Genomic DNA, 6,575 nt, shown 5'->3' on the forward strand with positions numbered 1-6,575 from the left:
CTGAACTTGTACTTTATTTTACAATCAAGAACACAGCCTAAATCAATTTATATATGTCTTCAGAGTTAGATGTAAAGCAACAATTAAGTTTGCTCGTTCACCTGTCAAAGGTCGATAATTTTATCGCAGAGCCTGAGTCCAAGATGATCCATTATCTTGGCAATTTGCATGGTCTTACAGAAGACGACGTGGAAACGGTGATAGACAACCCCATGCCGATCGCTGATTTGCACGACCTACATCCTGATACCAAGTTTGAATACCTATTCAACATTGTACAATTGATGAAGGTCGATGGCAAGGTTTTCCAATCTGAAATTGATTTTTGCGAAAAGATTGCTTTAAAATTAGGCTACAAGCCTGGTGTAATTGCTGACTTATCTGCTTATGTATATAGTGACCCCACGATCAACACTAGCAAAACCTTCCTTAGAAGCATCGTAGACGAGCATTTAATGCCTCGTAAGAAATAAAAAACATTCAACAAAGGCTGCTGACTGATCGATCAGCAGCACCCCCTCTTTTATTTTCTCTTAGTCTTTATTTTCAAGGTACTCTTACCTTTAGCTGCTAGTGCTGGATTGTATCCAAACATATAGGCAACTGAAACCATGACCATATGGGAGCGATACTCTAAATCCTCATTATATTCTGTAATACTAGAAAAGGCAACACCGTCGTTAAAAGCCATATTCGAATGCGCAAAACTCACTTTAGCATCGACAATCACACGTTGAGAAGGTGTAATATCAAACAACCAACCTACCCCAAAATCTAAGGCGTATTGCAACCTATTAGGTTTGGTCACTAGTAGCTTATCTGTATAGTCTGTCACTTCTATATCTCCCATTTCGGCTTTCACAAATTCCACTTTAAAATCAGCAGGCTGCCCTGGCACCGAAGCATTCTCTTCAATTTCATCAGAATTTAAAGTGCCTTTACCCCCTAACCACCAACTCAAACGAGGGCCAGCCTCTACAAACACCTTAAATCGACTATTCTGCATAAAAACTACTCGAGCCATCAAAGGTGCTGTCAGAAAGTGATTAACAGTCTTGCTATCTATACTCTGATCCGGATAAAGACTCTTAGACTGCGTTCTATTATTTACCCTTACATAGACCAACTCAGTATGTACCTCGAAGTGCCCCTCAGTACTATAGTCCATAGCGACTCCTGCATGCCAGTTAATTTCATTAGACACTTTGAAAGAGTCCGCATGTGCTTTAGCTTGATATTGCGGTATAATCACCTGAGTGCCAAATTTGGGGCCAAACCAGAACTGTGCCTGACTGGAATATGAAATGAATACGAAGGCTAGTATTAAAAATCTTTTCATGTTTCTACTATTGATAATCATTGTAAGTATCAAGGCTTGCAAATTACAATAATTAAATCATTATCATTAATCCTAACCTACAATGCCATAAAAATTATTCGTGTTTTGATAATAATATTGAAATTTCAGAATTATTGTATTGTGTCGAATCCAATTTACGTAGTTTGTTAATTTTCAATTAGATTTGACTTTACAAATGTCTAAATAAAAGAGAGTGATATTCTACTTTTATTGAACCAACAGGTGTGTAACGTATGAAAAAAATTATATTGGTATTCCTGCTATCAACTTTTTTTGCAGGATATGATCTATTAGCACAAGATCAGAAGGTTTATAGTCAGTTTTTCATGAACCCTTATGTTATCAATCCAGCCTATGCAGGATCCACGGGGTACACTACTATTTTTGGCGTTCATCGCCAGCAATGGTTGGGATTAGAAGACGCTCCTTCTTATTCTCACCTCAGCTTCAGCGCACCGTTAGAAAACAACATCTCAATCGGAGCTATGGCTTACAACAATACCGAGACACCATTACAGACTTCAGGAGCAAAAATCACAGGAGGCTATTTATTACAACTAGACCGCAAGCAATTCATCCGGTTTGGGATGTCTATCGGTGGCGGCTATACCAGTTACGATGTAGATGCAGGAGCAGACCCTACACTGCTTGCATTAGAGAGTACTTCGTATTTGATGGCAGACCTTGGGGTTTCTTATTACTATGAAAATTTCAATATAGCACTTGCTATCCCCAACCTCATCGGACGCAACACTGTAGACGCAAACGCATTCAGCGACATCAAAGTAGCTCCTTACCAAAATCTTACACTACAAGCCAATTACAAACATCTGGTCAATAAAAATTTCGCGGTTGAACCACACCTTATATATAGATTTGCCACCAAAGATATGCCACAGTATGAAGCCGCAGTGATCGCTCACATAGGCCACGTAGTCTGGGCAGGACTCAATTACCGACAAGATGCAGGTATGGGCGCTCTTTTCGGGATCAAAATTCAAGAAAAAGGAGCCATTGGTTTTGCTTATGAATATGGAAAAACTGAATTGGACGGGTTTTCTTCTGGTACTTTTGAAGTCAGCCTAGGCCTACAACTGGGAGACAAAAAGAAAAATCAAAAGCAAGCAGTTTCGTTTATTCATAGCTTCAAAAAATCAAGAAATGAAAAATCAAAGAGCTCAGCTCGCAGCCAGTATCTAGCTCAACAACGAGCTAAAGCAGCAGAGAAAAGAGCACAAGAAGCGGCCGCTGCTGCAGCAGCGGCCAAGGTAGCAGCAGCTACGCCTGTAGAAACTCCTACCGAAGTAGAACCAACAACACCAACTACTACACCAACAGAAACTGCCACATCGACAGCGATGGTTGTACATGAGGCCATTGACCATGATACTCCCCTGCAACACAGAACCACAAATGAAGGCGTTTGGGAAATTGGTGCTACTTACATCCAAACACGAGTGGACAGCACCAAAACGAAATCCGTAAAATGGCACGATGCATTGACTGACACACCAGAGCATGAAGAACTACCAAAAAACACGGTAAGAAAAGGAAATCACTTTCTAGAATTACCTGCTGGTCACCACGTAGTAGCAGCTGAGTTTCCTGAATTCCAAACAGCTGAAGATTACAGTGACGACCTATTTGAAAGAGGCTTTCATGGAACTATCGTAGGGTACGTTACTGCATTGAAACAGTATTTTGTAGTCGTACACAAAGGAGCCACCATGGGAATTGCCGAAGAAGAGCAGCGAAAATGGAGCAAGCTCCCAGGCCTAAGTCACGTGTACATATTAAATGTGGTAGAATAATCAGCTATGAATAAGAACATCCATACAATGACCAAATATATCCTTACCACCTTATTATCTATAGCGTCTATGACTTATGTCCATGCTCAGGCGCCATACATTAATAGCATCAGTCCATCATCCGCAGGCGTAGGTGAGGTGATCAACATCACAGGAAGCAACTTTACTGGTGTCAATAAAATTTATTTTGGCGGTGTATTGGCGGATAATGCCACGATTTCCGTCAGTCCAAATTATATAACTGTTGCAGTTCCTTTTGGAGCTACTTTCGATCAAATAGTAGTCCTCCACCCTACTAACGGGGCAGGCTACTCTAGTCAGAAGTTTAACCCAACTTATGGTGGGCAATCCACTACAGCCGCAAATGTAGCACTGGCTATGGCTTCAGAAAGTGGTCAACACTTGTTCTCTACTGGACAAAACCAATCTCAAGACTTATGTGCATGTGATTTTGACAATGACGGTGATTTGGATGTGATCGTATCCAACGTAGAAGGCAACTCCATCACGGTATTTACAAATACCACTTCTGCAGTAGGTACGGTATCATTTTCAAGTTCGTCTATCATCAACTCATCCCCTGTAACCAACGTAACTTGTGGAGACATAGACGGAGATGGTAAGCCAGACTTCACTGCCAACGCACTAAGCGATGACGCATCTATCTATATCTATCACAATACATCTACAGTAGCCAATACTATCACTTTTGACCCCATCAAAACGTACAAGTTACCACGAACACCCAGTAATGACATCCGAAAGCCTGGCAGAATGGTAATACATGACTTAGATTTGGATGGCAAACCTGAAATTTCTGTAGTTACACAAGGTGAAAATATCATTTACTACTTTAAAAACAGCAGCACTGTAGGCACCATTGATTTAGAAGACCCAGAACCTCTTACTGCTACCGAAAATGCAGGAGCAGTAGGTCTTGGAGGCTTTGACGTAGCAGACCTCAACAATGACGGCATGCCTGAACTAGTTGTCTCAAACTTCTCTGGTAATGGCTATTACATTTTCAAAAACAGTAGTTCGCCTGGCGTACTACTGTTTGACCAACCAGACTACTACCCTACGATAAAGAACATCAACAACCTAAAAACAGGTGATTTGAACAATGATGGTTTTTTGGACATCGTATTAACCAACGGTGACTTACCAAGTGAAAACTACATCGAAATAGCTCAAAATACGACCAGCAATTCAGGTGGAACCATCTCATTCAACACAACTTTCAAAGTCACTGGCATCACATCCAACTGGGGTTTAGACTTCGGAGATATAGATGGTGATGGCAAGCTCGATTTGGCAATAGCCTCATACGGCGTTCAGGGCTACTTTGCTGTAATGAACAAAAACAACGGCGTAGATACACTAAGTCCTAGCGACTTTGACGTAGCCAAAATTAGCGATACCAATGACACCAAAAACATTCTTATAGCAGATGCGGATCATGATGGCAAACCAGATTTCCTTTATATAAGTAAATCCAAATCAGGTCTTGTGGGAAATCTAGGAGTAATGCTCAATCAAAACTGTTTTACCCCCGTAATATCCCCTTCTGGCACAATCAAACTTTGTGATGCTGAGTCGATCGACTTAATAGCTCCAGGCTCTGGCTATACTTATCTATGGGAAAAAGATAATGTACCCCAACCTTCAACGACGAATACACTATCCACATCAACAGCTGGTGTATATACCGTAACCATTGAAGATGGCTGTTCTACTACCTCTGCTGCAGTTACTGTAGAAGTAGTTGGAGAGTCTTATACCAGCCCATCATTTACATTCACAGATGCCACTCCTTGTTCTGGCGACGACATTACATTAAATGTGAACGCAGGAGCAGGTACAGCATCATATTTATGGTCAGGGCCAAATGGCTTTACCAGTACAGATGAGAACCCAATTCTCACAGGGGTCACTGCACAGCATTCAGGTAATTATACGGTGACGACCACTTCCAATACATTTGGTTGTCAAAAAACTTCAGCCGAAGTAACACTGACAGTCACAACTACCCCTGTAGTATCCGTTATCAATCCACTACCGGATTCATTTTGTAGTGGGTCTACCCTAGACTTGTCTACCAATGAATTTTCTGGATACACTTATGATTGGAAATTAGATGGGGCGAGTTTTACTCCCACTGCCCAAACCGATCCTTCTTTATTAGAAGCCTCGGCTGCAGGAGATTATAGTGTGACCGTTACAGGAAGTGGGTGCTCATACACCAGTGAGGCTCGTACCTTAAGTGAAGTAGCCCCTCCTGTATCTTCTTTTACTGTCTCAGATGCAGATTTAACCTTTTGTGAAAACACAGCAGCAATATTTACAGCCAGTTCAACAGGGGCATTCGACATAGAAAATACTTGGGATTTTGGAGATGGGAGTACTCCAGAAACTAGCAACAGCCTCAGCCACACTTTTAGCAGTAATGGATCGTATGACGTAAGCGTAACTGCCAAATACATCGGCATAGCTAACTGTACTTATACAGCTGCTACACAAGAAATGACTATTGTTGCGCCTCCTAGCGGAGCAGCACTTGACTTGATCCAATCCACCAATAGCGACCCACTGACCTATGACAAATGTCCAGAAAATGAGGTTACTCTTCTACTGGCCGACAGTTATATGAGTTATGATTGGGTAGTGAACGGTACCGACACGGTGAGCACTACAGCTGTAGCCAAAGTTTCAACGGAAGCCGAAGTGTATGTGGAATTGGTCAACGACGACAATTGTGCCTTTAGAAGCAGCTCCATAGACGTAATCAATTACGCAGGTGGAGGAATAGAAATTTCCACCACCAACCCAAACAGCATAGAAGATGACATAGATTTAGGAAAAATCATCAATCTTGAAGACAACCAAACTACTGTTTCGTTGAGCGTGAGCAATACGGCAAATCCAGCATGGGAGCCTGCTGCGTATATAGACGACACCACAGCTGTCGATGTCACTGTATCGCGAACTAGTGGAAAACAACTCATCAAAGTATACGGCACAGACGTACTCGGGTGTAATGTACAAGACTCTGTAACCCTGATTACACCAGGAGTAAGAGCAGATCGCAGTTTCACCCCAAATGGAGACGGCATAGGTGACTGCTGGCAAATCAGCAATGTGGGAAGTACAGACTGTGAAGTAGTTATCTTCGACAGTAAAGGAAGACGCATCAGAGACATCGCATTTAATGGCGATACTACGGACGACTGTGTATGGGATGGCACTAAGTCTGGAGGCTCTCCTCTTCCTGATGGCGTGTATTATTATTTCATAAAATGCTCAGATGGAGATAATGAAGGAAGCGGATCCATTTTTATGGCTAGATAGTCGACGTATTTTTTACCTAGTCTATAAGAGATATCCGTAAATTCATCGAAAAACGA

Annotated in this window: 4 protein-coding genes; 3 read left to right on the forward strand and 1 reads right to left on the reverse strand. The window is 41.8% G+C overall.

The window, feature by feature from the left end; translation table 11 throughout:
• Positions 1-53 precede the first annotated feature (53 nt).
• The gene (locus N7E81_RS16310; RefSeq protein WP_263050664.1) at positions 54-473 is read left to right on the forward strand and encodes a tellurite resistance TerB family protein; all 420 of its coding nucleotides are present in this window, start codon (positions 54-56) and stop codon (positions 471-473) included.
• A gap of 50 nt (positions 474-523) precedes the next feature.
• Here N7E81_RS16310 and N7E81_RS16315 read toward each other — a convergent pair whose 3' ends face one another.
• On the reverse strand, positions 524-1,339 hold the full coding sequence (locus tag N7E81_RS16315) for a PorT family protein (RefSeq protein ID WP_263050665.1): 816 nt from the start codon (positions 1,337-1,339) through the stop codon (positions 524-526).
• 254 nt (positions 1,340-1,593) lie between these two features.
• Here N7E81_RS16315 and N7E81_RS16320 point away from each other — a divergent pair, with 254 nt between their 5' ends.
• Positions 1,594-3,171 carry a PorP/SprF family type IX secretion system membrane protein gene (locus N7E81_RS16320; protein ID WP_263050666.1) on the forward strand — a complete coding sequence of 526 codons (1,578 nt, stop codon included), beginning with the start codon at positions 1,594-1,596 and terminating at the stop codon, positions 3,169-3,171.
• Positions 3,172-3,177: 6 nt separating this feature from the next.
• On the forward strand, positions 3,178-6,519 hold the full coding sequence (locus tag N7E81_RS16325) for an FG-GAP-like repeat-containing protein (protein ID WP_263050667.1): 3,342 nt from the start codon (positions 3,178-3,180) through the stop codon (positions 6,517-6,519).
• Positions 6,520-6,575: the final 56 nt, after the last annotated feature.

Origin of the sequence: Reichenbachiella carrageenanivorans (assembly GCF_025639805.1) — a bacterium.
Classification (GTDB): domain Bacteria; phylum Bacteroidota; class Bacteroidia; order Cytophagales; family Cyclobacteriaceae; genus Reichenbachiella; species Reichenbachiella carrageenanivorans.